The organism is Novosphingobium sp. 63-713 (assembly GCF_001898925.1).
Classification (GTDB): Bacteria; Pseudomonadota; Alphaproteobacteria; order Sphingomonadales; family Sphingomonadaceae; genus Novosphingobium.
This window is the reverse complement of record NZ_MKVS01000006.1, coordinates 19,122-45,701: the sequence shown is the minus strand read 5'-3', so window position 1 is coordinate 45,701 and position 26,580 is coordinate 19,122. Positions and strand designations below refer to the sequence as shown.

Annotated in this window: 22 protein-coding genes; 5 read left to right on the top strand and 17 right to left on the bottom strand. The window is 63.0% G+C overall.

All coding sequences use genetic code 11. The annotated features are described in order from the left end of the window. Positions 1-74: 74 nt before the first annotated feature. From BGP00_RS04620 to BGP00_RS04610, 3 genes are read right to left on the bottom strand one after another with little or no spacing between them, the layout of a single operon-like run. A complete protein-coding gene (locus BGP00_RS04620) occupies positions 75-1,487 on the bottom strand; it encodes an efflux transporter outer membrane subunit (protein ID WP_168602929.1) in 1,413 nt (470 codons plus the stop codon). Beyond that, on the bottom strand, positions 1,484-4,663 hold the full coding sequence (locus BGP00_RS04615; RefSeq protein WP_292693081.1) for a CusA/CzcA family heavy metal efflux RND transporter: 3,180 nt from the start codon (positions 4,661-4,663) through the stop codon (positions 1,484-1,486). The genes BGP00_RS04620 and BGP00_RS04615 overlap by 4 nt, the downstream gene beginning before the upstream one ends. Continuing rightward, positions 4,660-5,919: an efflux RND transporter periplasmic adaptor subunit gene (locus BGP00_RS04610; protein WP_292923422.1), complete on the bottom strand. Its 1,260-nt coding sequence runs from the start codon at positions 5,917-5,919 to the stop codon at positions 4,660-4,662. Before BGP00_RS04610 ends, BGP00_RS04615 begins: the two co-directional genes overlap by 4 nt. 253 nt (positions 5,920-6,172) lie before the next feature. Here BGP00_RS04610 and BGP00_RS04605 point away from each other — a divergent pair, with 253 nt between their 5' ends. Further along, positions 6,173-7,060, top strand: a complete 888-nt coding sequence (locus tag BGP00_RS04605) for a TIGR00730 family Rossman fold protein (protein WP_292693085.1) — start codon at positions 6,173-6,175, stop codon at positions 7,058-7,060. On the opposite strand, the gene thiD is transcribed toward BGP00_RS04605, so the two are convergent. The 3 genes from thiD to glmM form a co-directional block, all read right to left on the bottom strand. Further along, positions 7,061-7,807, bottom strand: a complete 747-nt coding sequence (gene thiD / locus BGP00_RS04600) for a bifunctional hydroxymethylpyrimidine kinase/phosphomethylpyrimidine kinase (protein WP_292693087.1) — start codon at positions 7,805-7,807, stop codon at positions 7,061-7,063. It lies immediately after the preceding gene. Beyond that, positions 7,804-8,028, bottom strand: a complete 225-nt coding sequence (locus tag BGP00_RS04595; protein ID WP_183627226.1) for a DUF1272 domain-containing protein — start codon at positions 8,026-8,028, stop codon at positions 7,804-7,806. The genes thiD and BGP00_RS04595 overlap by 4 nt, the downstream gene beginning before the upstream one ends. A gap of 217 nt (positions 8,029-8,245) precedes the next feature. After that, positions 8,246-9,583 (bottom strand): phosphoglucosamine mutase, encoded by a 1,338-nt coding sequence (gene glmM / locus BGP00_RS04590; RefSeq protein ID WP_292693093.1) that lies wholly within the window; start codon positions 9,581-9,583, stop codon positions 8,246-8,248. 150 nt (positions 9,584-9,733) lie between these two features. Between glmM and BGP00_RS04585 the strand changes: the two genes are divergently transcribed. Further along, a complete protein-coding gene (locus BGP00_RS04585; protein ID WP_292693096.1) occupies positions 9,734-11,005 on the top strand; it encodes a cation:dicarboxylase symporter family transporter in 1,272 nt (423 codons plus the stop codon). Here BGP00_RS04585 and BGP00_RS04580 read toward each other — a convergent pair. Then, positions 11,002-11,580: a sigma-70 family RNA polymerase sigma factor gene (locus BGP00_RS04580; RefSeq protein WP_168602922.1), complete on the bottom strand. Its 579-nt coding sequence runs from the start codon at positions 11,578-11,580 to the stop codon at positions 11,002-11,004. The two genes, BGP00_RS04585 and BGP00_RS04580, sit on opposite strands and share 4 nt — an antisense overlap. Beyond that, a complete protein-coding gene (locus BGP00_RS04575) occupies positions 11,577-11,831 on the bottom strand; it encodes a NepR family anti-sigma factor (RefSeq protein ID WP_292693099.1) in 255 nt (84 codons plus the stop codon). Before BGP00_RS04575 ends, BGP00_RS04580 begins: the two co-directional genes overlap by 4 nt. A 158-nt stretch (positions 11,832-11,989) precedes the next feature. Here BGP00_RS04575 and BGP00_RS04570 point away from each other — a divergent pair, with 158 nt between their 5' ends. Next, entirely contained in the window at positions 11,990-13,669 is a 1,680-nt protein-coding gene (locus tag BGP00_RS04570) for a CHASE domain-containing protein (RefSeq protein ID WP_168602921.1), read from the top strand. On the opposite strand, the gene BGP00_RS04565 is transcribed toward BGP00_RS04570, so the two are convergent. The 8 genes from BGP00_RS04565 to BGP00_RS04530 all read right to left on the bottom strand — a co-directional run bounded on the left by BGP00_RS04565 (position 13,660) and on the right by BGP00_RS04530 (position 23,345). Then, positions 13,660-14,424, bottom strand: a complete 765-nt coding sequence (locus tag BGP00_RS04565) for a response regulator (protein ID WP_168602920.1) — start codon at positions 14,422-14,424, stop codon at positions 13,660-13,662. The genes BGP00_RS04570 and BGP00_RS04565 overlap by 10 nt on opposite strands. A 295-nt stretch (positions 14,425-14,719) precedes the next feature. Continuing rightward, positions 14,720-15,871 carry an N-acetyltransferase gene (locus BGP00_RS04560; protein WP_168602919.1) on the bottom strand — a complete coding sequence of 384 codons (1,152 nt, stop codon included), beginning with the start codon at positions 15,869-15,871 and terminating at the stop codon, positions 14,720-14,722. A gap of 129 nt (positions 15,872-16,000) precedes the next feature. Next, positions 16,001-16,885 carry a sterol desaturase family protein gene (locus BGP00_RS04555; RefSeq protein WP_292693104.1) on the bottom strand — a complete coding sequence of 295 codons (885 nt, stop codon included), beginning with the start codon at positions 16,883-16,885 and terminating at the stop codon, positions 16,001-16,003. A gap of 180 nt (positions 16,886-17,065) precedes the next feature. Continuing rightward, complete coding sequence (lptG, locus tag BGP00_RS04550; protein WP_168602917.1) at positions 17,066-18,160, bottom strand: LPS export ABC transporter permease LptG; 1,095 nt, start codon at positions 18,158-18,160, stop codon at positions 17,066-17,068. Continuing rightward, positions 18,157-19,386 carry an LPS export ABC transporter permease LptF gene (lptF, locus tag BGP00_RS04545; protein ID WP_168602916.1) on the bottom strand — a complete coding sequence of 410 codons (1,230 nt, stop codon included), beginning with the start codon at positions 19,384-19,386 and terminating at the stop codon, positions 18,157-18,159. The genes lptG and lptF overlap by 4 nt, the downstream gene beginning before the upstream one ends. A gap of 197 nt (positions 19,387-19,583) precedes the next feature. After that, a complete protein-coding gene (gene clpS, locus BGP00_RS04540; protein WP_292693107.1) occupies positions 19,584-19,952 on the bottom strand; it encodes an ATP-dependent Clp protease adapter ClpS in 369 nt (122 codons plus the stop codon). Between the two features lie 280 nt (positions 19,953-20,232). Next, a complete protein-coding gene (gene phaP / locus BGP00_RS04535; protein ID WP_292693108.1) occupies positions 20,233-21,189 on the bottom strand; it encodes a phasin family protein in 957 nt (318 codons plus the stop codon). Between the two features lie 311 nt (positions 21,190-21,500). Then, complete coding sequence (locus BGP00_RS04530; RefSeq protein ID WP_292693159.1) at positions 21,501-23,345, bottom strand: alpha/beta fold hydrolase; 1,845 nt, start codon at positions 23,343-23,345, stop codon at positions 21,501-21,503. Positions 23,346-23,791: 446 nt separating this feature from the next. Here BGP00_RS04530 and BGP00_RS04525 point away from each other — a divergent pair, with 446 nt between their 5' ends. Both BGP00_RS04525 and BGP00_RS04520 read left to right on the top strand, forming a co-directional pair. Next, positions 23,792-24,994 carry an LL-diaminopimelate aminotransferase gene (locus BGP00_RS04525; protein WP_292693111.1) on the top strand — a complete coding sequence of 401 codons (1,203 nt, stop codon included), beginning with the start codon at positions 23,792-23,794 and terminating at the stop codon, positions 24,992-24,994. Positions 24,995-25,270: 276 nt separating this feature from the next. Further along, the gene (locus tag BGP00_RS04520) at positions 25,271-25,909 is read left to right on the top strand and encodes a winged helix-turn-helix domain-containing protein (RefSeq protein WP_292693114.1); all 639 of its coding nucleotides are present in this window, start codon (positions 25,271-25,273) and stop codon (positions 25,907-25,909) included. A gap of 258 nt (positions 25,910-26,167) precedes the next feature. On the opposite strand, the gene BGP00_RS04515 is transcribed toward BGP00_RS04520, so the two are convergent. Further along, positions 26,168-26,578: a ketosteroid isomerase-related protein gene (locus BGP00_RS04515; RefSeq protein ID WP_292693161.1), complete on the bottom strand. Its 411-nt coding sequence runs from the start codon at positions 26,576-26,578 to the stop codon at positions 26,168-26,170. Between the last annotated feature and the right edge of the window lie 2 nt (positions 26,579-26,580).

Below are 26,580 nucleotides of genomic sequence, written 5' to 3'. Positions count from 1 at the left end.
CGCTTTGTTGCGGGACAAAGCCATTTCGTGTTGCTGAAAAGAAAAGGGGCGCCTTGGCCGGGCGCCCCTTCGTATTATTTCTGGCCGGTTCCGCCGCCCAGCGATTGGTAGAGCGCCACCGTATCGACCAGCCGCGCCGCGCGGGCCTGCACCCATGTGCTGCGCGCCTCGGCCCTGGCGGCCAGAACCGGCAGCAAGGTGAAAGTGCCGACCGCGCCCAGTTCATATTGGCGGCGGGTAAAGTTCAGACTGTCGGCCGAGGCGCGGTTGCCCCGGTCGGCGGCGGCCAGCGCATCGCCATCGGTCTTGATTGCGGTCAGCGCGTTCGAGACATCGGCAAAGGCCTGAAGCGCGGTCGAGCGATACTGCGCCTGCGCGGCCTCCAGCGCGGCCTTGGCGGCGTGGCTTTGGTGCAGCAGCGATCCGGCATGGAAGATCGGCGCCGACACCCCGCCCAGCAGCGTCCAGAACGGATTGCCGGTTGCGAACATGTCGGCAAATGTGTTGGCCGTGCCGCCATATTGCGCGCTGAGCGTAAAGGAGGGCAGACGGGCGGCCACGGCGGCCTTGGCATCGGCCGAGGCGCCTTCCATGATCGCGGCGGCGCTGCGCACATCGGGGCGATGGGCGACCACCTGCGCGGGCAGGCTCAAGGGCAATTGCGCGGGCAGGGTCAGTTCATCCATGCGCGGCACGGGGGGCAAAGGCGAACCCGGCGCCACGCCGATCAGCACGGCGATCTGGGCCTCCTGCGCCTTGCGCGCGCGCTCCAGCCCCGGCAATTGCCCCTCGATCGCGGCCAGCGCGGTTTCCTGCGCCGCCACGTCCGAGGCGCCCACCGCGCCGATCTTCTGGCGCAGCTTGATCAGCGCCAGCACATCGCGATAGGCGGTGACGGCATCGCGGGTCGCGTCGATCTCCTCGCCCAGCGCGGCATATTGGATCGCCGACTGCACCAGATTGGCCACAACCATTGAGCGCGCCGCGTCGGCCCTTGCCGCCTGCGCCCGCGCCGCCGCCTGCGCCGAGCGCACCCGCGCCCGCCCGCCGCCGAACACATCGGGCGACCAGGACAGGCTGACCTGCGCGGTGTGGAGGGTGTAGAGCAACACATTCTGATCAGCCAGAACCGGTGCGATCGTGTTGCTGGTCCGCGCGCGACTCGCCTGATAGCCCGCATCGACCTGGGGCAGCAGCCCGCCTACCGAGGCGCGCGCCAGTTCCTGCGCCTGACGCAGGGTGGCATCGGCCGCGGCGATGTCGGGGTTGGCGCTCAGGCTGCGTTCGACCAGCGCATTGAGCGCGTCATTGCCGAATTCGCGCCACCATTGCGCGGGGACCGGGGCCCCCACGGCAATGGCCTGCGCCGGGCCGCCCTCGGGCGCCACCGGGGCGCTCAGCACCGAGGCGGGCGCGTTGCCCGCCGGCGTCGGAGGCAAAGGCAGTGCGGGAACCGTTGCGGCCAGCAAAAGGGCGGTCATGCTCATGCCGTTTCTCCCTCATGATGATGGGGCAGATCGCGCTCGTCCTTGCCATGGGCCACGGCGAACTTGTTGGGCACATGCTTGGAATAGCGCCCGATCAGCAGCGGCAGCACCAGCAGGATCAGCACCGGGGCCAGCGTCATGCCGCCCACGACCACCAGCGCCAGCGGCTTTTGCACCTGCGAACCGATGCCCGTGGCAACGGCGGCAGGCAGCAGGCCGATGGCCGCCACCAGACAGGTCATCACCACCGGACGCAGCGAATTCTTCGTGGTGGTCTGCAAGGCTTCCTCGCGGCTTTGCCCTTCATTGAGCGCGGTGTTGAAATTGTTGACCACCAAAATCCCGTCCATCACCGCAATGCCGAACAGCGCGACAAAGCCGATGGCGGCCGAAATCGAGAAGGAGGTTCCCGTCAACACCAGAGCCAGCACGCCCCCGATGATCGCCATCGGAATGGACGAGAGGGCAAGGCAGGCATCGCGCAGATTGCCGAAATTGGCAAACAGCAGCGCAAAGATGATCAGCAGGCTGATCGGCACGACGATTTCCAGACGCGCCACCGCATTCTTCAGGTTCGACATTTCGCCCGCCCATTCCAGACTATAGCCCGGCGGCAGGGTGATCTTCTGGGCGATGCGGGCCTGCGCCTCGGCCACCGCGCTGCCCAGGTCGCGGTCGCGCACGCTGAACTTGATCGGGACATAGCGGGTCTGGTGCTCGCGATAGATGAAGCTGGCGCCCGAGACGAGGCGGATGCTGGCCACCTCGGACAGGGGAACCTGCGTCACGCCGCCGCTGGCATTGGGCGTGGCCACGGTGATGTGGCTGATCGTGTCGATGCTGTCGCGCTGTTCGGGGCGGAAACGCACGATGATCGGGAAGTGCCGGTCGGTGTGCGGTTCGTACAATTCGCCCGGCGAGGAGCCCCCCACAGCGGCCGCCACGGTCTGGTTGATGTCATCGGGCGTCAGGCCATAGCGGCCCGCCTTTTCGCGGTCGACATCGATGCGCACCGTGGGCTGGCCAAGCGACTGGAACACGCCGAGGTCGGCAATGCCCTGCACCTTGGCCATCTCATCCTTGATCTGGTTGGCGATCTTTTGCAGCGTTTCCAGATCGGGCCCGAACAGCTTGACCGAATTGGCGCCCTTCACCCCGCTGGCCGCCTCGGCCACGTTATCCTCGATGATTTGCGAGAACGAGAAATCGACGCCGGGGAAATGCTCGGCCAGATCCTTGCTCATTTGTGCAACGAGCTTGTCCTTGTCCATCCCTGCGGGCCATTCCTTCTGCGGTTTCAGTGGCACAAAGAATTCGGCGTTGAAGAAGCCCGTCGGATCGGTGCCGTCATCGGGGCGACCCTGCGTTGAAAGCACATTCTGGGTTTCGGGATAGGAGGCGATGCGGCGGCGGATCGCATTGGTGGTGGGCAGGCCCGCCTCCAGCGAGATCGATGTCGGCAATTCGCCGCGGATGAACAGGTTGCCTTCTTCGAGATGCGGCAGGAATTCGACGCCCAGCGAGCGCACCCCCACCATCGCCGCGCCAAACAGCAGCAGACCGCCGCCGATCGTCACCACCGGATTGGCCAGCGCAAAGCTGGAGGCCGGTTCGTACACCCGGCGCAGGCGCTGGACGATGAAGGTTTCCACCTCGGACAATTTATCGGGCAGCAGCAGCGCCGACATCACCGGCGCCACCGTGAACGTGGCGATCAACCCGCCCGCGATGGCATAGGCATAGGTCTTGGCCATCGGGCCGAAGATATGGCCTTCCACGCCCGTCAGGGTGAAGAGCGGCAGGAAGGAGGCGATGATGATCGCGGCGGCAAAGAAAATGCCCCGGCTGACCTCGCTGCTGGCATGAAGGATCGAGCCAAGGCGGCTGGCGAAGGAGAAATGCCCTTCGCCCCGTTCCACATGCTCGGATCGTTCGACCATATGGCGGAAGATATTTTCCACCATGATGACCGTGGCGTCCACCACAAGGCCGAAGTCGAGCGCGCCCACCGAAAGCAGGTTGGCGCTCTCGCCCTGAAGCGTCAGGATCAGCACCGCAAAGGCCAGCGCGAAAGGAATGGTGGTGGCCACGATGATCGCGCTGCGCAGATTGCCCAGCAGGCCCCATTGCAGCGCAAAGATCAGCAGGATGCCGACCACCAGATTTTCCATCACGGTATGCGTGGTGACATCGATGAGCTTCGACCGGTCATAATTCGACACCAGCGTCACACCCGGAGGCAGGATGCCGCCCGAATTGATCTTTTCGACCTCTTCCTTGACCGCGTTGATGGTGGGCATGGATTGCGAACCGCGACGCATCAGCACGATGCCCTCGACGATATCGTCCTCATTGCCAAGGCCCGCCACGCCAAAGCGCGGCTGGTTGCCGACCTGAACGCTGGCGACATCGCGGATATAGACCGGCACGCCCGCATTGTTGGTCACCAGCGTGTTCTCGATCTGGCTGGGCGACTGGATCAGCGCCACGCCGCGCACAATGGCGGCCTGCGGACCAAAGTTGATCGTCTGGCCGCCGACATTGCTGTCGCCCTTGCCCAGCGCCGCGATCACGGCGGCAACGCTGGTCTGATGCGCGGTCAGCTTGGCCGAATCGACCACCACCTCATAGGCGCGCTCCTTGCCGCCCCAGCCGGTGACGTCGATCACGCCCGAAATGGCCTTGAAGCGGCGTTCCAGAATCCAGTTCTGGAGCGTTTTCAGATCCATCACCGAATAGCCCTTGGGCGCCTTGATGCGATAGCGATAGATTTCGCCGATCGGGCTGGTGGGCGAAAGTTCGGGCGAGACGCCGCCGGGCAGGGGGCCAAGCTGCGACAGGCGGTTGATCACCTGCTGCTGGGCCTGTTCAAAGGTGAAATCGTAGGTGAACTGCACCTTCACGTCGGACAGGCCGAACAGGCTGATGGTGCGGATCGCCGTCATATGCGGCAGGCCCGCCAGCTGCACCTCGATGGGAATCGTGACGCCGCGCTCCATCTCCTCGGCGCTGGAGCCGGGGGACTGGGTGATGATTTCCACCATCGGCGGAACCGGGTCGGGATAGGCCTCGATGTTCAGGTTGTAAAAGGCAATGCCACCGGCCGCCAGCATCCCTGCCAGCAGCCCCATGACCAGCATGCGCGAACGCAGCGCAAAACGGACAAGACTGTTCACGCGCCGAATCCCGCTTCGTTCACAAAGATAGCGCCGGTGGTGACGACCTTTTCGCCGCCCTTGAGGCCAGAGGTCACATCGACCCGGCCATTATGGCTTTCGCCCAGCGTGACATCGACACAGCGGAAACGGTTGGGCGAAATCTGGATCCACACGCGGGCAGTGTCATTTTCGCGGATCACGGCCTGTGCGGGCACCGACATCACCGGGCGGCCGTTGACGGGGGCGGCGTCCTGATGGCGGATGGTGAAATTGGCGAACATCTGCGGCTTGAGCGCCCCGTCCGGATTGGCGATCGTCGCGCGCACCGGCAGGCGGTGGCTTTGCGGATCAAGCGCGCTGGCGATATTGTCGACCACGGCCTGAAACACGCGGCCGGGGAAGGCCGAGACGGTCACGTCCACCCGGTCGCCCATATGCACATGGGGCGCGTCGCTTTCGGCCAGTTGCGCCACCAGCCACACCTGGCCCGGATTGGCGATCGTCAGCACCGGCGTGGTGCCGCCCACCTGAACGAACTGGCCCGGGCTGACGGCGCGGTTGACGATGACCCCGCCGATGGGCGCGCGGAACGTGGTTTCGGGGTGATAGCCGTTGACCTCATGCGCGCCTTCGAGGCGGGCGATTTCGCCCTGGCTCTTGCCATAGATTTCCAGCTTGTCGCGCGCGGCGCCCAGCGTGGCCTCGGCGCTGCGCAGCGCGGCCTGGGCGGCGACGGCATCGTTACGAGCCTGTTCATAATCACGCAGCGCGCCACCGGCGGTGCGATAGATCTGTTCCTGGCGCTTGAGGTTTTCCTCGGCCAGCTTGGCTGCGGCAAAAGCGCTCGATCGGGCGGCGGCCGCGCCGAACAGCGCGTTGCGCGCGTCCACCACGTCGCTGGTGCGCAAGGTCAGCAGGGGCTGGCCCTGAACCACCGTGGCGCCCTGCTGAACCATCACCTGCGTGACTTGCCCCGAATAGGGCAGGAAAATCGGCGTGGCATGGGTTTCATCCACCGCGATCATGCCGGTGGCGGCGGTCTGCAGCCAGCCATCGCCCCCGCCCACGGCCTCGACCTTGAGCGTGGCCATTTGCGATGGCGACATTTCGACAATGCCTTCGGGCAGGGGCGCAGGCGCCACCGGCTCCTTATACGTGAAATGGCGATAGGCCAGCACCAGAAGCGCAACCGCCCCCACTGCCAGCACCGCCTTGAGCAAAAGGCCAAGCTGATTCTTGACCGAAAGCGTGCCAACCGCTTGATTATCCGTCACTTTTATTCCTCGCCTGCATCGTGCCGCCAATCCCTATCAGCCCCTAGCACGCCCAGCTCTTCGAGTTTGCTCCAAGCACGGGGGGCGCTGAATTGAATATGAACGGATATAAAATTTTTATATAAATACAAGGGTAGCCCCTAAGGATGTCCCCGGAGTGCTTGCTTACCGCCTGATTCCCAAGGCTCTCTCGGTCATTGCCCATTCACTCTTTTGCGCTAAAAAGGTCAATTGGAACGTATAAGAGCAAAATATGACTGAAGAAGAAAAACGTCTGTCCCGTCGTTTTTATAAGGCCGAGCAGGAAGCCGGCTTTGTCGAAAAACACGAAACCCGCACCGCCCAGACGCAGAGCGCCAGTTACAAGCTGGCTTTTCGCGACACTGAATTTTTGCTGCGCGAGGAATTGCGCCCGGTTCGCTTTCAGCTCGAACTGCTGAAAACCGAAATGCTGCTCGACGAGGCGGGCATCGGTTCGACGCTGGTATGCTATGGCTCGGCGCGTATTCCCGCCCCGGAAAAGGTGGAAGAGCGCCTCGCGGCCGCCACCACACCCGAGGAAAAGGCGATTGTCGAGCGTCTGGTCGCCAATGCCCGCTATTATGACGAGGCGCGCAAACTGGCCCGCATCGCCAGTCAATGTGCGATTGTCGAAAAGGGTATGCGCCAATTCGTGATCTGTTCGGGCGGCGGCCCCTCGATCATGGAGGCGGCCAATCGCGGCGCATCCGAGGTCGGGGCCGAGACCATCGGGCTCAACATCGTGCTGCCCCATGAACAGGCGCCCAATCCCTATGTCACGCCGCGTCTGGCGTTCCAGTTCCACTATTTCGCCCTGCGCAAGATGCATTTCCTGCTGCGCGCGCGGGCGGTGGCGGTGTTTCCGGGTGGGTTCGGCACATTCGATGAATTTTTCGAGCTGCTCACCCTGATCCAGACCGGCAAGATGAAGCCGATCCCGATCCTGCTGTTCGGCGCCGAATTCTGGAACCGGGTGGTTAATTTCGAGGCTCTGGTCGAGGAAGGCGTGGTCAACCGGCGCGATCTGGAACTCTTCACGCCGGTCGAAACCGCCGAGGATGCGTGGGAGCACATCACCGGCTATTACGAGATCGACTGTTTCCCCAAATTTGCGGAATGATCAGAGCCTGACGGCCTGATGTCCAAGGGGCCCATGGCCCGCGCCGAAACCCGGCGCGGCCAGCAGGGCGGCATGGACGAAATCGCCCGCGCGTTTGACGGCCTCGGGCAATGCCATGCCTTGTCCCAGCCCGGTGGCGATCGCGCTGGCCAGAGTGCAGCCGGTGCCATGGGTATGGCGCGTGTGGATGCGCTCGCTGGCGAAAATATGCTCGCCATGGGGGGAGATCAGGCGGTTTTCGATCACCGCACCTTCGCCATGGCCGCCTTTTATCAGCAAGGCTTGCGTCTTGGCCCTTACCACTGCCTCACCGCCCAGCGCCTCCAGTTCGGGCAGGTTGGGCGTGGTGAGCGCCGCCAGCGCCATCATCCGGTCAAACGCCGCCACGGTATCCGCATCGGCCAGGAGGCCCCCGCTGGTAGCCACCATCACCGGATCGAACACCACGGGCGCGGCGATTTTTTCCAGCCGGTCGGCCACGATATGCGTGATCGCCGCGCTGCCCAGCATACCGATCTTCACCGCATCGACGCCGATGTCATCAAGGCAGGCGTCGATTTGCGCCGCCACCATTTCGGGCGAGAGCGGCTCGACCGCAAAAACCCCGCGCGTGTTCTGGGCGGTGATCGCGGTGATCGCGCTCATGCCATAGCCGCCCAGCATGGTGATGGTTTTCAGATCCGCCTGAAGCCCAGCGCCCCCGCTGCAATCCGATCCGGCAATCGTCAAAATCCGGGCAGGCGTCATCCCTTGTAGTGCCGCACCGTCGAGGGCGGGTTCTTGGCGTGGTGCTTCTTCGCGCGGGTGGGGCGGTCCATCAGTTCGCCGCCGCAATTGGGGCAAAGATCGTCCAGTTCCTCGCTGCATTCCGCGCAAAACGTGCATTCGAATGAGCAGATAAAGGCGCCGGGGGCCTCGGCGGGCAGGTCTTGACCGCATTTTTCGCAATCGGGGCGCATTTCGAGCATGAGGGTTTTTCCAAGAAAAGATGAAATGCGAGGGTCTAGACCCTCGCGCTCCCATTACTGTCATTGTTGCGTCACAGGTTCAACCAGAGCGCCACCCCGCCGCGCCGCAGGCTCTATAAACCGCTCCGCAGATGCGTTCCTCGGCCGGTCAAACGCCACTCCATTAAAGGGATTGCAAAGGGTCCAAGACCCTTTGCCCGCCGGAGGCAAACTTACGTTAAACCGCCGCCTTCACCGCATCGCAAATGGCATCCACCACCTGCTCGACCTCGGCCGCATCATCGCCCTCGGCCATTACGCGGATAACAGGTTCGGTGCCCGAAGGCCGGATCACCAGCCGCCCGCGCCCGGCAAGCTGCGCCTCGGCGTCCGCGATCACCTTTTTCACGCTGTCCGCCTCCAGCGGCTTGCCGCCCGAAAAGCGCACGTTTTTCAGCAATTGCGGCACGGGGTCGAACAGGTGGAGCAATTCGCTCGCCTTCTTGCCCGATTGCACCAGCGCGACCAGCACCTGCAGCGCGGCCACGGTGCCATCGCCGGTGGTGCCATGGTCGAGCATGATCATATGGCCCGACTGTTCGCCGCCGACATTGAATCCGCCTTCCTTCATGCGTTCGAGCACATAGCGGTCGCCCACCTTGGTGCGCTCCAGATTCAGCCCCTGCGCGTTCAGGTAACGCTCCAGCCCAAGATTCGACATGACCGTGGCCACCACGCCCCCGCCGCGCAATTCGCCGCGCTGGTGCAATTGCGTGCCGATCAGCGCCATCAACTGGTCGCCATCGACCGTCTGGCCCATTTCATCGACCACGATTAGGCGGTCGGCATCGCCGTCCAGCGCAATGCCGATGTCCGCGCCCGAGGCGACCACGGTTTCCTTGATCAGATCAAGGTGGGTAGAGCCGCATTTGTCGTTGATATTCTTGCCGTTGGGCGTGACGCCCACCGCAATCACCTCCGCGCCCAATTCCCAGACCGCCGAGGGGGCCACCTGATAGGCCGCGCCATTGGCGCAATCGACCACGATCTTCAGCCCATCAAGGCGGATGTTATGCGGCACCGAACCCTTGACCGCGTGGATATAGCGCCCGCGCGCGTCCTCGATGCGCCGCGCCCGCCCGATCTGGGGGCTGTCGGCCAGAGGCAGCGCCTGACCCAGCATCGATTCGATGGCCAGCTCATCCTCGTCTGAGAGCTTGAACCCATCGGGGCCGAATAGCTTGATGCCATTGTCCTCGTAAGGGTTATGGCTGGCCGAGATCATCACACCCACGTCCGCGCGCAATTCGCGCGTCAACAGCGCCACGGCGGGCGTCGGCATCGGGCCCAGCAGCACCACATCCATGCCCACGCTGGTGAACCCGGCCACCATCGCGTTTTCCAGCATATAGCCGGAAAGCCGCGTATCCTTGCCGATCACCACGCGATGGCGATGCTTGCCGCGCAGGAAATGCGTGCCCGCGGCCTGACCCACCTTCATCGCGATTTCGGCGGTCATCACCCCGGCATTGGTCCGTCCGCGAATGCCATCGGTGCCGAAAAACTGTCGTCCCATTCGTTTGCCCTCAAACCGATCCGTCTTTTTGCGCATCGCTCATGCTGTTCCGGGCATGGCACGCGCAGCTTGCCTTGCTATGTGACGCGGCGAAGTTAATGTCACGCAAACAATGGTAAGGCGGGCAATGGTAAACCACAGGGGCATTCGTTGACGGACCAGGTTGAGCAGGCGGAAAAGGGCGGTTTCAACCTGCCGGAGATCCGCGTGGCATCGCTGGGCGCTTTGGTGGCGCTGGGGGCGGGGCTGGTATGCGGGCTGGTGCTCTCGCGCTTTCCGGCGGCCATGCCGGTGGTGCGGGTGATCGAGCCTTTGGGCACTTTGTGGCTCAAGGGTCTGCAGATGACGATCTTGCCGCTGGTGGTCGCGCTCTTGGTGCTGGGTCTGGTTCAGACGGCCGCCGCCGCGCGGGCAGGGGCCATGGCCCGGCGGGCGATCTTCTGGATTCTGGGCTTCTATCTGGTCAGCGGCGCGGTGGCCGTGGTGGTCATGCCGCTCTGGCTCAAGATGTGGCCGATTCCCGGCTCGGCCGCAGGCGCGCTGGCCGGCAGCACGGCTCAGAACGCCGGGCCGGTGCCGGGCCTGTCGGAATTCCTGCTGGCGGTGCTGCCCTCCAATATCGCCTCGGCGGCGGCAGGGGGAGAGATGCTGCCGGTGGTGGTGTTCTTTGCCGTTTTCGCGCTGGCCATGGGAAAATTGCCCGAGGGGCCGCGCCGCCATATGATCGGTTTCTTTGAGGCGTTGGCGGGCATCATGATGGTGATGATCGGCTGGGTGCTCTCGATTGCGCCGATCGGGGTGTTCGCGCTGGCGCTGGGGCTGGCGGTGAAGACCGGCACGGCGGCGGTGGGCGCGCTGGCGCATTATGTGACGCTGGTGGCGGGGATCGGCGGGTTGGTGCTGCTTTCGGCGCCGGTGATCGCGGTGGTGGCGGGGCGGTTGGCGCTGGGCCAGTATCTGCGTTCAATGCTGCCCGTTTCGGTGGTGGCGGCGTCCACGCAAAGCTCGCTGGCCAGCCTGCCCGCGATGCTTTCGGCCTGTTCGCGCCTTGGCATCCGTTCGTCGAGCGCGGAATTCAGCCTGCCTTTGTGCGTGGCGCTGTTCCGCGCGACGGGACCTGCAATGAATCTGGCGGTGGTCATCTATGTCGCCCATCTGACCGGGACGCCGTTGGGCGTCTCGGCCATGCTGGCGGGGATCGCGGTGGCGGCACTGACTGAGCTTGGCACACCCTCGCTGCCCGGATCGATCAGCTTTGTGCTCTCCATCGGCCCGGTGGCGATTGCCATGGGCGTGCCGGTGGGTCCGCTGGCGCTGCTGGTGGCTGTGGAAATGCTGCCCGATCTGATGCGCACGCTGGGCAATGTGTTCATGGATGTGGCCGTGACCAGCAGCGTGGACAGGGCCGGGCGTCAGGATTAGTCCTTGGGCGTGATCCGGTCGAGTTCGGCCATCAGCGCCTGGCTGCTCTCGCTGGCATTGCCGCGCGTGGGGATGCGCCCTTCCTCGATCATCGCGGTCAATTGCGCGCGGCCGCGGCCCACCCGGCTCTTGATCGTGCCCACTGCGCAGCCGCAGATCGCAGCCGCTTCCTCATAGGAAAAGCCGCCCGCGCCCACCAGCAGCAGCGCTTCGCGTCTTTCGGCGGGCAGTTCCATCAAGGCCCGCGACAGATCGGCCAGATGCAGCGGCGCTTCCTGCCCCGCGGGCGAGGTCAGGATACGGTCGGCGACGGTCTCGTCATAGTCGGCGCGAAAGCGGTTGCGCCGCATTTCGGTAAACCATGCATTGCGCAGGATCGTGAAGGTCCAGGCCCGGATCGAGGTGCCCGGCACAAAGCGGTCGCGCGCGGCCCATGCGCGCAGCAGCGTGTCCTGCACCAGATCGTCGGCCAGATCGGGCCGCCCGCAAAGCCCGCGCGCAAAGGCGCGCAAATGCGGCACGACCTGCGTCAGCTCTCGCTTGAAATCCGGCGGCTGGGCTTCGACCTTGCTCATTCGGCGTCGCGGTCGAGCCGGGACAGCAGATCGGACAGGAAATCGGGCAGCGGCTCTTCGACCACCTGTTGATACATGTCGCGCAAGGGAGCAGCCCACGGCGGCGCCTCGTCCATGCCGCCGTCCTTGCGTTCGGTATCTCCGGTTTCATGCCCGGCCTCGGGTTTCGCCCCCATCTCGCCCGGAACGGGCGATCCGGCAACAATATCGCCCGATAAATCAGCACTGCGTGGCTTTTGCTCGCGATTCACATCAATCTGCCCAATTTGAGCGCCCCCGCCCAATCCGCCAATCCCGCATAAACTTGCAGGGACGGGAACGAAGCTTGCCCAGCTTGGTTCCCACGCGCAACCGTTTGTTGCATGATGGCGTTGCAAAGTGGCACAATTGGCGGGGTAAGGGGCGCGTTTTGGATCGCATTATTGCAGACAAGGTAGGCGCGCAGGGGTGGTATGAACGCATGCCGCGCGCCCTGCCGATAGCGGGTTTTGCGCTGGCGATGCTGGCCAGCCTGGTTTACGCCTATACCACCGAACGCACCGAATACCGCCAGCGTCAGCAGCAGGCCCGCGCTGCGGCCAGCGTGGTGGGCGCTTCGCTGGGGCGGCGGGTCAATGCGCATACCGCCTATCTGCGCGCGGCGGCCCTGTTGCTGGAAAAGCGCCGGGGCATGACGCAGGCCGAATTCATCGCCCTGTCGCAGGAATTGTCGGGCGACGAAGAATATCGCGGCTCCGAAGGTATCAGTTGGGCCGAGGCGATTACCCCCGCTCAGATCCCCGCCTTTGAAGCCGCGCGCCGCGCCGAAGGGATGGCGAATTACACCGTCCATCCCGCCCCGGCGCCGGGCGCGCGGATGTTGACGCCCGTCACCTATCTGGGCGACCCCACGCCGCGCCGCCGCCTGTCCTATGGCTATGACATGTATTCCGAAATCCAGCGTCGCACCGCGATCGACCGGGCCGAGCGGGAGAAACGGCCCATCGCCACCGGGCCAATCCGGCTGGCCATGGATCGCGGGCGGCCCGCATGGCCTGGGTTCCTCATCTATATGCCGCTGTTCGACAAAGCGACGGGGCGGATGCGCGGCGTTCTGGGCGCGCCTTTCAATGCCCAGGTCTTTTTGCAATCGGTGATCGAGCTTGAGCCGGTGACGGATTTTTCCGTTTCGCTCTATGACGGCGCGGTGCGGCCCGATCGTCTGCTGGCGCAGGTGGGGCCGCCGGGGGGCAGCGACGGACCGGTACAGGTGCCGGTGATGGTGGCCCATCGCCCGATGGTGCTGGTGGTCAGCGCCCCGGCCGCGCCCGGTCTGTCCAAGGTGGCGATCATCACGCTGGCGCTGGGTTCGGTGGTGGCGGGGCTGTTGGGGGGCATGGCCTGGCTGGTCGCGCGGCAGGCCTCCGAGGATCGCGCCTCGCTGGCATGGCTGCGCGAACAGGCCTCGATCCGGGGGGTGTTGAGCCGCGAATTGAACCACCGGGTCAAGAACACGCTGGCCAATGTGCTCTCGATCATCGCCCTGACCCGGCGGCGGGGCAGTGATCCGACTTCGCCCGCGCTCAATGAATTTGCCGATGCGCTGGAAGGCCGCATCCGCGCGCTCTCGGCCACGCATGATCTGCTGATTGCCAGCAATTGGGGTACGACACCCTTGCGCGGCGTGGTCGAGGCGGAACTGGCCCCCTATGCGCGGGGGGACACGGTGCTGCTCGAAGGGCCCGATGTCGAACTGGCGCCCAATGATGCGCTTTCGCTGGGGCTGGCGATGCATGAACTGGCCACCAATGCCAGCAAATATGGGGCGCTCTCGGTGGAGGGCGCGCGGGTGTCGATCCGCTGGGCTCTGTTCGGCACGGACCGGGTGCGGGTGCGCTGGGCGGAAAGCGGCGGGCCGCCTGTGCCCGAAGCGCGCCCGCGCGGCTTTGGCACCGAACTGATCGAGCGAATCCTCGCCCACGAATTGGGCGAGCGGTTCGAGCTGGTCTTTGCCCGCAACGGGGTGCGCTGCGAGATGCTGCTGCCCTTGCGCCCGCCCGCCATGTTCAAGATGCGGGCCAAACGGGCGGAAGGCGCCGATCAGCTCTGACGGAAAAACAGCGCCTGCGCCATGGCGGCCTGCACGGAATCCTCGCGGAAGGGCTTGGTGATCAGCCAGGTCGGCTCCGGCCCGTCGCCGGTCAGCAGCCTTTCGGGAAAGGCGGTGATGAAGATCACCGGCACATCGGCCACCGCCAGCAGATCGGCCACCGCATCCAGCCCGGATGATCCGTCGGCCAGTTGAATATCGGCCAGCACCAGACCGGGCACGCCCTTTGCCATCAGTTTTTGCGCCTGCGCGCGCGTGGCGGCGGTGCCGAAAATGCTGTGGCCCATGCTGGTGACCAGCGTTTCGAGCTGCATCGCGATCAGCGGCTCATCCTCGATCACCAGCACGCTGGTGGCGCTGTCGCGGGCGATATCGGCCACTGCGCCGCGCGCCAGATCGGCGGTCTCCTCCACCGAAAGGTCGAGAATATGGGCGGCCTGCGTGGTGTTGAAATCCTCGACCGTGGTGAGCAGCAGCGCCTGACGGGCCAGCGGGGCGATCCGGCCAAGCCGCAGATCGGCGGGCGCGCGCGACGTGGAGGAGCGGGGCGTTTCCTGCGCGGCGAAAAGGTCGGAGAAGGCGCGATAAAGCGGCAGGCGTCCCCCGCTCAACCGCGCGCGCAATTCCGGTTCGGCCAGCGCCATTTCCAGCAGGCGGCGCACCAGACCATCGCCGGCTTGCTGATCCCCGGTCAGCGCGCGGGCATAGCGCCGCAGAAAGGGCAAATGCGATGCGATTTCAGTTCCCAAAGGCATATTGACCCTCAACCAGCGGCAGGCGCCCGCCTTTTCCGATACATAGAGCGGATCGGACGGCCTTGCACCTTAGCAATTGCGATCATTTGCGCCATGACGAAAATAATTTTCAAAAATACGGGAACCAAATTTTGAGACCCGCGTTTCCCCTATGTCACCGTTGCAGACCCCCCTCCCGTCCTAGCGCGGCGGTGACGCGATCCCGTGAAGGCCCTTGCTCCCCCCAGAGCAAGGGCCTTCTAATTTATGGGTGGGGAAAAGGGGGTGGGCCGGTGCCGCAACCCCCAAAGACCTCTCACAGATCCTTTTGATAGATCTGATATTCCTTGTTCACGGTGGAATGGATTTCGCGCGCGATCGAATTCATCCCCTGATTGTCATCAAGGATCCAGCCGATTTCGCCCCGGCTGGCGCCATAATTGGCCACCGAATTGCGGCGGATATATTCGATCATCATAAAGGCGAGCTGGCTGGCCATGCGGCTCGATTGCAGCCGCTTGCGCACGCCCATCAAGGGCACGCGCATCGTGCGCACGCGCGGGCGCCAGATCCACAGCAACAGGCGAATCCAGCCCAGCGGCGAAGGCTTGGGCCCGATCTTCTTCAGCACTTCATTCATATCGGGCAGGGTCATCATGAAGGCGACCGGTTCGCCATCATATTCGGCAATCTGCACCAGATCCGATTTGACCAGCGGCTTCAGCTTCTTGCCCGTATAGGCCACTTCGCTGTCGGTGATCGGAACAAAGCCCCAATTGTCGCTCCACGCATCGTTGAGGATGTCGAGGATGATCGCGGCTTCCTTGTCGAATTCCTTCAGATTGACGCCGCGAATGTTGATGCGCGGGTTCTTCTCGCCCGATTTGACGATGCGCTGGATCAGCGGCGGGAATTCCTGCGTGATGTCCAGTTCATAGGTGTTGAGCATCTTGGCGGGCGTATAACCGGCCGCCTCGATCCAGGGCTGGAACTTGGCGTTCTGGTGGCCCATCATCACCGTGGGCGGATGGTCGTGGCCCTTGACCAGCAGGCCCGGCTCTTCCCACACCGACAGGTTCATCGGCGCCAGCACCCGGTGCATGCCCTTGACCCGCAGCCAGTCCTCGGCGCTGGCGATCAGGATATGGGCGATTTCCTGCGTCTCGGCCTCCAGCGCGCCCCAATTGCCGGTGCCCGGGCCCATGCCCTGTTCGACGGGCATGCCGGTGGCCTGATGGTCGACGATTGCGGCAATGCGGCCCACGATCCGCCCGCCGCGCCGCGCCAGCAGCAATTGGCAATCGGCATGTTCATGGAAAGGATTGCCGCCGGGCGTCACCTTCTCGATTTCTTCCATCCGCAATTGCGGCACGAAATTGGGATCGCCCGCATTGGCCACATAGACATAATCCACCCATTGCGCGCGCTCGGCCTTGGAATTGGCGGGCGTGATGGTGATGGCGGTCATGTGGCGGTTCTCCCTGTGGCTTGTGGCGCGGCTATGGCGGCGATGTGTAGCGGGGCGCGCCGGGAATAAAAGAAAAATGCGAGGGCGGTCAGGCCCTCGCATCATGAACTTTGTATCAGGGCCGGTGTTTCAGGCTTCGGTGTCCATGCCCACCGCTTCGGCGGCGTGGGCCAGGATCTGTTCCTCGGTCGGCGCCTTGGCCTCGGCGGCCAGTTTCTTGGCATTGGCGATGGCGCGGCGACGGGGATGGTCGCTGGCGATGCCGCCCGACAGATCCTTCACCCAGGGGTATTTCTTGGCCACTTCCTCGGTATAGCCAAGGTTGAACACGGTGGGGCTGCGGCCCGGGCGATCCTTCTTTTCGTAATAGGTGCCCAGCACGTGATCCCAGAAATAATTGGTGATCCCGAAATTGCCGTCCTCGTCCACATAGTGGTGCTCATTGTGGCGCTGCTTCATGTGCTGCACCCACTTCCACTTCGGCTTGAAGGCCAGATGCTGGATGCAGTGCATGAATTCATAATAGCAGGTGGTCAGGATGCCGATCGAAAAGGCCAGCGCCGCGCCGCCGATCCGCGCGCCTTCCGGAGCGATCAGCGCGCCCACCGGGGCCGTGGCGATAAAGATCGTCGGCACGGTGGTGTGCAGCGCGCCAAACAGCACCTCCAGATGGTTGGGGTCCTGATGGTGGTCATAGTGGATGCGCTTCCACGTGCCCGCCAGCCATTTGAACTTGTACGGCCATTGCCCGTGCAGGATATATTGATGCAGCAGATGCCACACCAGCGGATAGACCGCCGCCGCCGCCGCCACAATGGCCAGCGCGCGCCACAGGCCCGTGGGGTTCCATGCAAACACGGCAAAGCCCGCCACGGCCAGCGCCATATAGGCGATGATCGTGTAATGCTGGAAATAGGCGAACACCAGATCGCGCAAATTCATGCGGTCGAGATAGTGCGAGCGCTTCCAGAAGGGCAGCTTGGCTTCGTCCAGTGCGGCGTTGTTGGTGGCCACGTGATCGGTTCCTCGAAAGTCTTGGCGCATATTTAAAGGTCGGAGGCGGACGGGGCAAGGCCCCCTGTATCTAGGGGAAGCAGGGCGCGCTCGTCTCTTGCGCGCCCTAGACCATGCAATTGGGGCATAAACGGGGCAAAGCGGGGGGTGGGGCGTTTTATGCCAACGCGTTTGACCAGCCTATTCCTCGGTCCGCACCAATACGGTTTCGCCCACCAGCAGGAACAGCACAAAGGGCGCCCATGCCGCCACCAGCGGCGGATAACCGCCAAAATTGCCGACCGCGAGGCTGAGATTGTCGACCACGAAATAGGTAAAGCCCAGCGCCATGCCCAGAATGGCGCGGATGAACAATTGCCCCGAACGCGCCAGACCAAAAGCGGCCACCGAACCCAGCAGCGGCATCAGCAGCGCCGACAAAGGCCCTGAAATCTTGTGCCACCATTTGCTTTCCAGATCCGAGGTCCGCCGTCCGCCCGCGCGCAGCGCTTCGATCGTGCGGTGCAATTGGAACAGGTTCATGCGGTCGGCGTCCGCCTGCGTGATGTCGATCTGGGCCGGGGTGATGCCCTTGGCCACCACCATCGGGCCGGGGCGGGTCAGCGCGGCGCTGGCCACATCGAAGCTCTCCGGCTTTTCCAGACGCCAGCCCGGAGCGGCATAGGTGGCCAGCGGGGCAATCACGCGGCGGGTAATCAGGCCCTGCGGATTGCGTTCATACCATGTGACCCCGTGCAGGCGAATCGCCTTGCCGCTGCCGTTCATCGTGTCGGCGCCGATGATATTGTTGCCATCGGCCAGATAGAGGTTGGTGCGCTCGGCCGGTTCGTCGGGAATTTCGCCGAACTGCACATTCTGCCACGCCTTGAGATCGGCAGTGACGCGGGTGACGACCATCTCGTTGAAGGCAAAGCTGACGCCCGAAACAACCAGCGCGGTGGCCAGCATCGGCGCGAGGATCTGATGCGCGGAAAGCCCTGCGGCGCGCATCGCGATCACCTCGCTGTTCTGGTTCAGCGGAAAGAAGGTGAACAGTGTGGCCAGCAGCACCGAATAGGGCAGGAAACGCGCCACCAATTGGGGGCTGCGCAGCGTGACATAGTGCCAGATCTGGGCCTGGCCATTGCCAGGATGGGCCAGAATATTGCCGCTTTCCGACAGCAGATCGAGCACCTGCAACACGAGCACCAGCATCACCAGCACGCCCAGAATGCGCGTGATGAACAGGCGCGACAAATAGAGCGTGAGCGTGCGCGAGGGGAACAGGTCCATCATGCCTCGGCCTTACCCTTTTGTGCGCCACCTTTTTGTGCGGCAGTGCGGTCCAGCATCCGGGTGATCGACTTGCCCAGCGTGGCGGCAAAGCGTTCGAGCGCGCCGATGGGCTGTCCGCCCGGAACATAGGCCAGCGTGTAATACATCCAGCCGATCATCGCGGCAAAGACGGCAAACGGCACCCATAACGCGATGGCCGGATCAATCCGCCCCAGTTCGGCCACCGATTGCCCATATTCATTGACCTTGTGATAGGCCACAACCATCACGATCGAGACAAACACCCCCAGCGAAGAACTCGAACGCTTGGGCGGCACCGCCAGCGCGACCGCCAGCAAAGGCAGCATCAGGATCATCACCACCTCGACCAGACGATAGTTGAGGCTGGCCTTGACCACGGTCTTGTCATGCTCGCTGCTGCCCTTGTCCCAGCCGATTTTAAGCAGTTCGGGCAGCACATATTCGCGCTCGCGCCCGCCGCGCTTACGGAATTTTTCAAGAGCGGGCAGATCGATGGGCAAGTCATGCGTGCTGAAGCTGAGCACGCGGGGCGTGAGGCCCTTGGGGCTTTGCACGATCTGGCCATCGGTCAGGCGCAGGATCACGGTGTCGAGATTGCCCTGAAGCGCGAGGAAGCGGCCCCGGCGGGCGCTGATCGAGAGGACTTCACCATTGGCCTCGGTGACGCGCGCGAAAATGCCCAGCAATTCGTGGCCATCCTCGCGGCTCTGCTCGATGCGCAGGCTCATCCGGTCTTTCAGCGTGTTGAATTCGCCCACCTTGATCGAGGCGCCCAGCGCCCCGGTGCGCAGTTCAAAATCAAGCTGCTCATAATAGTAGCGCGCCATCGGCTGAACATAGCCGACGATGATCAGATTGATCGCGGCCATCAGCAGCGCCATCATAAAAGGCACCCGCAGCAGGCGCGTATAAGACAGCCCCACCGCGCGCATCACGTCCAGTTCGCTCGACATGGCCAGTTTGCGGAACGCCAGCAGCACCCCCAGCATCAGGCCCAGAGGGATCGCCAGACTGGCATATTCGGGCATCAGGTTGGCCAGCATCTTGAACACCACGCTGACCGGTCCGCCCTCGGTGGAGACGAATTCGAACAGGCGCAGCATCTTGTCCACCATCAGCAGCGAGGCCGCGATGACGAACACCGCCAGCATCGGCATCAGCACAAGCCGGAAGATGTAGCGGTCGGCCGCCGTAAAGAATTTCATGCGCGCCCCGCGACGGCGGCCTGGCGATGGAGGGTCGGGCGGGATTTCACGCGATGGGGGCTCTCTTCACACAGCGGGCCGGACGGGCCGACGCGCAGGCACGCCAACCCGGACTTTGCGGTTCAGTTAAGCGGGGCGGCGTCGCGGCGCAAGGGGGAGTGAGGCCGCCCGCCGCAAATCGGCTCCGGCCTGTGTCTTCAGGCCTTTTCCAGAGTGCATTGCAGCGGGTGCTGGTTTTGCCTTGCGCAATCCATAACCTGATTCACCTTTGTCTCGGCGATTTCGTAGGGGAAAATGCCGCAGACGCCCACGCCGCGCTGATGCACATGCAGCATCACGCGGGTGGCCTGTTCAAGATCCATGTTGAAAAAGCGCTTGAGCACCATGACGACGAATTCCATCGGGGTGTAATCGTCATTCAGCATCAAGACTTTGAACTGGCTTGGCTTTTTGGGGCGGGCACGGGTGCGCGTGGCAAGGCCGATCTGTCCCTGACCGCCGCGATCGTCATCCTCACCGGCAAAGACCGGCCGCGCATCGCCGCCGTCGTCATGTGCCGCATCCATGCATGAGGCCGCCAAGCCACATGTGGCCGAGTTAGGGGAACGGGAGAGAATCATCCGGCCCAAATACCGCGAATCAGGGGGGCAGGACAAGCGCTTCTATGCGCAGTCCCTTGCATCCTCCGACTTAAATATATGTCGGCATGGCGGATGCTGCCGCATTATCCGGCGGGGCGCAAATGGAAATCGCCCCGGCAGGCGGCAAAAAGCCCGGCATCCGGTGAGAGGGCGGATGGCCGGGCTTTGCAGGCAAGGGCGGCGGGGGCCGCCCCGCATCAATGGATCAGGCAGCCGCCTTGATCTTTTCCACGGCCAGCGTCACGCGGGTCGAGATCGGCTGAGCCGCTTCATTGGCCAGCTTGACCAGCGCTTCGGAATGCTTCGAAGCGGCGGCAACGGCGTCGTCAAAGTGCTTCTTGGCCAGATCGTTCTGCAGCTTGAGGAAGTCGGTCGGGCTCTTGGCAGCGGCCAGTTCCTTGACTTCGGCGGTCAGCGTTTCAAAACCGGCGCGGCCTTCCGACACATAGGCCGAGGTCAGTTCCTGCAGGCCGGCGGCCAGGATCTTGCTCGATTCGACCAGAGCTTCGACGTTGCCCTTGGCGAATTCGCTGTAATCGCCAAACACCGAATTGCCCTTTTCATAGGCGGCCTTGGCCTTTTCCTGGAATTCGGAAAAAGCGGTCTGGAAGGGGGCGGCGAAATCGAAGCTGGGGAACGTGGACATGGCAAACTCCTTGGCGAAGACATTGGGCCAGCGCGGCGGCTGGGCGGCATTTTCGGTCGACAGCGGGGCTTGGGCGCTCACCTCCACGGTGGGGGCTTCAACCTCGGAAAGAGAGGTGGGGGATACAGGTTCGGCATTGGTCGCGGCCTTGCGCGGGGCAGGCTTGCGGACGGGCTTGGCCACCGGTGCTTCGGCCTCGACGGGCGCAACCGGCGCCTCGATCTTGGCCTCGGGTTCGGGGGCAGGGGTTTCTTCGATGGGCGCTTCGACAGCGGCCGCTTCGATAACCGGCTCGGGGGTGGCCTCAACCGGCGCTTCCTCGGCAGCGGGCGCTTCTTCGACCGGCGCGGCCGTTTCGACTGCGGGCGTCACTTCGACCTCCGGCTCAACGGCGGGGGTTTCGGTGGCGGGCAATTCCTCAACAGCGGTTTGCGGAATGATCGACGGTGCGGCGCGCTTGACAAAGGGCGCGCGCGTGGTGCGAATGGTAGCCTTGGTAGTGGGCTTCTTGCTCATTGGACCTGCTTCCCGTTCAACCGACTGTTGAATTGGTGCATAATCCCAGTGCTTCCGATGCGATCGGGCCTGCCGAGATCCTCACCTTTGTTGCGATGCACAATGATGATTCGGCGCCCCGAAGTCAAGTGATTTTTGTGCGGCGCAGCATATGATTCCCCCGGATCGGAGAGGATTTTGCCTAAATTTGACGAAAATCAAACAAATGAGGCGATTTTGTAATAGGTTTGCGGCGCGAAAAGCTCATCAGGCTCGCGGGCGAAAATTCAGCATTTCGCACTTGCAGCATAAAAGAGCGTTTGCAGATCCTCCTATCGCGCCCTCACATATTCGCCCGGGGCATCGCCCAGAACCTTGTCGCCTCGTCCACCCGGAACGCGCTTGCCCTTGGCGGGCACCTGTTCGGGCGCCCGTTCCTGCAACCAGCCAAGCCAGTGATTCCACCAGCTGCCGGGCGTTTCCTTCGCCTGTGCGACAAAAGCGGCCAGATTTTCGGCCGGTTCGTCATTGGTCCAGAACTGGTACTTTTTGGCCGCAGGCGGATTGACCACACCCGCAATATGCCCCGACCCGGCCAGCACAAACACATGCGGGCTGTTCTTCAACTGCCCGCTCAAACGCCACACGCTTTCGGGCGGGGCGATATGATCCTCGCGCCCGGCCTGAATATAGGCGGGCGTGGCGATGCGCGACAGGTCGATGGGCGTGCCGCAACCGCTCAGCGCGTCGGGTTGAACCAGCAGATTGTCGCGATAGAGATCGCGCAAATAGGATTGATGCCAGCCTGCGGGCAGATTCGTGCTGTCGCCATTCCAGAACAGCAGGTCAAAGGCGGAATAATCCTCGCCCAGCAGGTAATTGCGCGTCACATAGCTCCAGATCAGATCCTGCGAACGCAGCAGGTTGAAGGTCGCGGCCAGATAGCGCCCGTCGATCACCCCGTTCTGCGCCAGCGCGCCGATCGCGGCCAGTTGCTGATCGTCGATAAAGGTCTTGAGCTCGCCCGCCTTTTCAAAATCGACCTGCGCGGTAAAGAAGGTCGCGCTGGCCACCTTCTCCGCCTCACCCCGCCGCGCCAGCACCGCCAGCGTCGCCGCCAGCGTCGTGCCCGCCACGCAATAGCCGATGGTGTGAACCGAGGGCACCTTCAGCCGCTCGCGCACCACGTCGATGGCCTCGATCTGGGCGCCGATATAATCGTCCCATGTCACCGCGCCCCAATCCATGTCGGGGTCATTGGGATCGGCCGATTTCCAGCTGACCAGAAACACGGTGATGCCCTGATCCACCGCCCATTTGACGAAGCTCTTCTTCGCGTTGAGATCAAGGATGTAGAACCGGTTGATCCAGGGCGGAAAGATCAGCAGCGGGGCGGCCATCACCTTCTCGGTGCTGGGCGAATATTGGATCAATTCGTAAAACGGGGTGCGGTGCACGACCTTGCCGGGCGTGGCGGCGATATTCTCGCCTACCTTGAAGGCGTCGCGATTGGTGTGGCTCAACTGCCCGCGCTTCATATCCTCGAGCAGATGCTCCAGCCCCTTGACCAGACTTTCGCCGCGCGTCTCAATCGCCTTTTCCATCACCAGCGGATTGGTCAGCGCGAAATGGTCGGGGCTGAGAGCCTCGATCATCGTGCGCGTGTAGAAGCGCAATTGCTCCTTGCGGGCATCGTCCAGCCCTTCGACCGAATCGGCCATCGCCGTGATCTGTTCGGCCATTAGCAGATAGGTCTGATGCACCAGCGCGAAATAGGGCGTCTCGCGCCATGCCGCATCGGCAAATCGGCGGTCGCTGCGGGGCAGGTGGGCATTCTGCGCCTCGCCCTTCACGGCATGCAGCCCCCATTGCGCCAGCACGCCCTCCCACAACTTCATCCCGTCGGAAAGCAGCTTCTGCTGGGTTTCGGGCCGCACCAGCGGGATCTGTCGGCCCCATTGCGCCAGCATCTCGTTCATCGCGGGCGAGAGCGAGGCGAGGCCGTTCAGTTCGGCCTTGAACAGATCGCCCGAGAGCAGGCCCGACATCGCCTTGCCCGCCTGCTGGGTCTGAAACTCCATCCATTTGGCCTGCATCCGCGCGGCCACATCGGCCCATTGCGCGGCATCCTCGCCGTTCACCACCGGGCCCCCTTCGGCCAATCCGGCATCCATCATGGCGCCGGCCTGTTCCATCACATCGGGAATCGCGGTCTTGGGGTTCAGCCATTGATCCATCGTCTGGCTGGCCACCTCGAAGGGGAGCATCATCAAGCTCGACAGCGGATCGATGGTGGGGGCCTTGGTGCCGGTGCCTTCGATACTGTCGGTTGTGGTGCTCATGCGCTTGTTCTCCCGCTCGCCTTACGCCTCAGGTATCAGCATGATACGACTGTGCGCCTGCGGCAAGCATTTGATGGCCCGGCATGGCGTAAAATTGATGACGCCTTTTCCAGATTCATCCTTCACGCAAATTTTTTGCATCCTGCTCTCGCGTTTCGGGGCAAAAAGGCGCATGGGAGCGGCCTCCCCCGCCGTGGTGGCGCCGCTTGGGCGCCTGCACTTCGCCATGGTGGCGTACGTGCGATGCGTGATCCGTGGGGAGGTAATACAGGAAAGGTCCAATGTCCGAAGAATTCTACCGCATGAAGCGACTGCCGCCCTATGTCATCGCCGAAGTCAATGCGATGCGGGCCGCAGCACGAGCTAGCGGGCAGGACATCATCGACCTTGGCATGGGCAATCCCGATCTGCCCCCGCCGCCCCATGTGATCGAAAAACTGTGCGAAGTGGCGCAAAAGCCCAGCGCGCACGGCTATTCCGCATCCAAGGGCATTCCCGGCATCCGTCGCGCGCAGGCCAATTACTATGGCCGCCGGTTCAACGTGGATCTCGATCCCGAAACCGAAGTGGTGATGACGATGGGGTCGAAGGAAGGGCTGGCAAGCCTGGCGACCGCGATCACCGCGCCCGGTGATGTCGTGCTGGCGCCCAACCCGTCCTATCCGATTCACACGTTCGGCTTTATCATTGCGGGGGCCACGATCCGCTCTGTGCCCACCACGCCGGATGAGCGTTATTGGGATTCGCTGGACCGCGCGATGAAATATTCTGTGCCGCGTCCCTCGGTGCTGATCGTCAATTATCCCTCGAACCCCACCGCCGAAACCGTCGATCTGGCCTTCTATGAACGGCTGGTGGCATGGGCGAAGGAAAACAAGGTGTGGATCCTGTCCGACCTTGCCTATTCCGAGCTCTATTTCGACGGCAATCCGACGCGCTCGATCCTCGAAGTGCCCGGCGCCAAGGATGTCGCGGTGGAATTCACCTCGATGTCCAAGACCTTCAGCATGGCCGGTTGGCGCGTGGGCTTTGCGGTTGGCAACAAGCAATTGATCGCCGCGCTCACGCGGGTGAAGTCGTATCTCGACTATGGCGCGTTCACGCCGATTCAGGCGGCGGCTTGCGCTGCTTTGAACGGTCCGCAGGATATCGTCGAACAGAACCGGCTGCTTTATCAAAAGCGCCGCGATGTGATGGTGGAAAGCTTTGGCCGCGCCGGTTGGGATATTCCCAGCCCCAAGGCATCGATGTTCGCCTGGGCGCCTTTGCCGCCCGCGCTGGCGCATCTGGGCAGCCTTGAGTTCTCCAAGCAATTGCTCACCCATGCCGAGGTCGCCGTGGCGCCGGGCGTGGGCTATGGCGAGGATGGCGAGGGCTATGTCCGCATTGCGATGGTCGAAAACGAGCAGCGCCTGCGTCAGGCCGCGCGCAATGTGAAGCGCTATCTGACCAGCATGGGCGTCAATGTGCCTGCGGGCAAATAAGCGTCAAATTTTTAAGTTTTTGGAATTAGCATAGCGCCCGGTGCAGAGATGTGCCGGGCGTTTTTGTTTAACCCTTTCTTTGCGATAGCGACTGCAAATAAAGGTAATATCCCTAAACCAGCGTTAACTTTTTGGCATTACCAATGCCTCAGCTATTGTGCCCACTGTTCCCGCTGCTGAATTTTTTCTGTTAGGGGATACGCGGTGCGGTGTTTTCACTGGCTGGCCGGACGTTCTATTTTTGGTGACGTCGATCTGCGGATCTCCGGCTGGCGGATGCAGTCGGATAGCATCAATTCGCTCGAAGCCATCCGTGATCTGACGCCCGACACCCCGATTCTGATCGATCATGAAACGGTGGATGCCGGTGTGTGGCGCTGGCTCAATGGTCCGCGCGGGGTGCGACTGCGGCGCTGGGCGCTGGTGGTGGGCATGAGCGACGGGCAGGAGCGGGCGCGTCTGTTGCGCCGGGGCTTTGGTGATATTTGCGATTTGGGCATCGGCCTGCCCGAATTGCACGCGCGGGCCTTGCGCATCACCCAGCAGGCCGAGGCGTTGGTGCGCTGGCGCCAGCATGGGCCACTGCGGCTCGATCTGATCGAGCGCGACGCCTTTGTCGGCGACAAGTCGGTCGGGCTGCATCCGCGCGAATTTGCGGTTCTTTGGCGGTTAATGGATTCTCCGGGCGAGACGGTGGGTAAGCGCGAACTGCTGCGCGATGTCTGGAACCTGTCTTTCGTGCCGGAAACCAACAGCGTGGCGGTTCATACGAGTCGCTTGCGGTCCAAACTGGCCTTAGCGGGCCTGCCGGGGTGGATTCAGACCGCGCCGGGCGGTGGATACCAACTGGTAGGCAGTTCTGATAGGGAACAAAAAATTTCCGATAATATCCAAATAGGCGTATCTTTGGCGTAATTTCCCTTTTAGGATTTCAATTTCAATTATTCTAACCAATAAGGGAATCATTGCAATTCTTGCCTTGCCGAATGAGGCGGTCGGGCCTACTTAGAACCTGCCTTTCAGGCATCCTCTCCCAAACTTCCACGACCCGGCTTTGGCCGGGTCTTTTTTTGCCTATGCGATGCATCTCGCTATCCAATATGGCTAATGCGCAGCAAAACGCCCCGCAACCGATCGGCGCGGGGCGTTAAGAAAACGGCATGGGAAGGGGGACTATCCCCCGACTTGGCGCATCCAGTCGGCCAGATTGTAATAGACACTGACGCGCGCGATCAGCCCGTCGCGGAACGTGAAAAACGCCCCCGCAGGCAGCACATAGGTCTGCCCCTTCGCTTCGGGCAATCCCTCATCCGTGGCCAGATAGGCACCATGCACGGTAAACTCCGATGCTCCGCGCTCGCCATGGCCATCGGCCATCAACACGATATCCTCCAGCCTTTCGCGATAGCAGCGGTCCATATGGGCCAGAAAGGCGCGGAAAGCCTCCTTGCCGATCTGACGCGCGCCCTGATTGATGTCATGCGCGATATCCTCGGTCAGACAATCCAGCATAGCCTCATTGTCGCCCGCATTGAACGCGGCATAATAGCGCCCCAGCAGGGCCAGCGCTTCATTCTGGCTCATCA

What these genes read in the sequence shown, in the direction of transcription:
- BGP00_RS04620 (WP_168602929.1), bottom strand. Translation starts at nt 1,487, where the DNA reads ATGAGCATGACCGCCCTTTTGCTGGCCGCAACGGTTCCCGCACTGCCT.
- BGP00_RS04605 (WP_292693085.1), top strand. Translation starts at nt 6,173, where the DNA reads ATGACTGAAGAAGAAAAACGTCTGTCCCGTCGTTTTTATAAGGCCGAG.
- thiD (WP_292693087.1), bottom strand. Translation starts at nt 7,807, where the DNA reads ATGACGCCTGCCCGGATTTTGACGATTGCCGGATCGGATTGCAGCGGG.
- BGP00_RS04595 (WP_183627226.1), bottom strand. Translation starts at nt 8,028, where the DNA reads ATGCTCGAAATGCGCCCCGATTGCGAAAAATGCGGTCAAGACCTGCCC.
- glmM (WP_292693093.1), bottom strand. Translation starts at nt 9,583, where the DNA reads ATGGGACGACAGTTTTTCGGCACCGATGGCATTCGCGGACGGACCAAT.
- BGP00_RS04580 (WP_168602922.1), bottom strand. Translation starts at nt 11,580, where the DNA reads ATGAGCAAGGTCGAAGCCCAGCCGCCGGATTTCAAGCGAGAGCTGACG.
- BGP00_RS04565 (WP_168602920.1), bottom strand. Translation starts at nt 14,424, where the DNA reads ATGCCTTTGGGAACTGAAATCGCATCGCATTTGCCCTTTCTGCGGCGC.
- BGP00_RS04560 (WP_168602919.1), bottom strand. Translation starts at nt 15,871, where the DNA reads ATGACCGCCATCACCATCACGCCCGCCAATTCCAAGGCCGAGCGCGCG.
- lptG (WP_168602917.1), bottom strand. Translation starts at nt 18,160, where the DNA reads ATGATGGACCTGTTCCCCTCGCGCACGCTCACGCTCTATTTGTCGCGC.
- lptF (WP_168602916.1), bottom strand. Translation starts at nt 19,386, where the DNA reads ATGAAATTCTTTACGGCGGCCGACCGCTACATCTTCCGGCTTGTGCTG.
- clpS (WP_292693107.1), bottom strand. Translation starts at nt 19,952, where the DNA reads ATGGATGCGGCACATGACGACGGCGGCGATGCGCGGCCGGTCTTTGCC.
- phaP (WP_292693108.1), bottom strand. Translation starts at nt 21,189, where the DNA reads ATGAGCAAGAAGCCCACTACCAAGGCTACCATTCGCACCACGCGCGCG.
- BGP00_RS04530 (WP_292693159.1), bottom strand. Translation starts at nt 23,345, where the DNA reads ATGATGGATGCCGGATTGGCCGAAGGGGGCCCGGTGGTGAACGGCGAG.
- BGP00_RS04525 (WP_292693111.1), top strand. Translation starts at nt 23,792, where the DNA reads ATGTCCGAAGAATTCTACCGCATGAAGCGACTGCCGCCCTATGTCATC.
- BGP00_RS04520 (WP_292693114.1), top strand. Translation starts at nt 25,271, where the DNA reads ATGCAGTCGGATAGCATCAATTCGCTCGAAGCCATCCGTGATCTGACG.
- BGP00_RS04515 (WP_292693161.1), bottom strand. Translation starts at nt 26,578, where the DNA reads ATGAGCCAGAATGAAGCGCTGGCCCTGCTGGGGCGCTATTATGCCGCG.